General features: G+C 26.6%; 1 protein-coding gene. It reads left to right on the top strand.

The genetic code is table 11. The features are described from left to right. A partial coding sequence (locus PL9631_RS25825; protein ID WP_156090729.1) for a tetratricopeptide repeat protein occupies window positions 1–237 on the top strand: 237 nt, incomplete at both ends.

Below are 237 nucleotides of genomic sequence, written 5' to 3'. Positions count from 1 at the left end.
TGGTAAAGCATTAGCAGAATCTGGAAATAATCAAAAAGCTTGTGAAATTTTTGAGCGGTCTTTACAAATTAAACTTAATAATATAATAACTTTAACTAGTTATGGTAAAGTATTAGCAGAATCTGGAAATAATCAAAAAGCTTGTGAAATTTTTGAGCAGTCTTTACAACTTGAACCTAATAATATAATAACTTTAACTAGTTATGGTAAAGTATTAGCAGAATCTGGAAATAATCA

It is taken from the genome of Planktothrix paucivesiculata PCC 9631 (assembly GCF_900009265.2).
In the GTDB taxonomy this organism is placed as follows: domain Bacteria; phylum Cyanobacteriota; class Cyanobacteriia; order Cyanobacteriales; family Microcoleaceae; genus Planktothrix; species Planktothrix paucivesiculata.
Note: the sequence above shows the minus strand (reverse complement) of the source record. Positions and strands in the feature narration are given on the sequence as shown.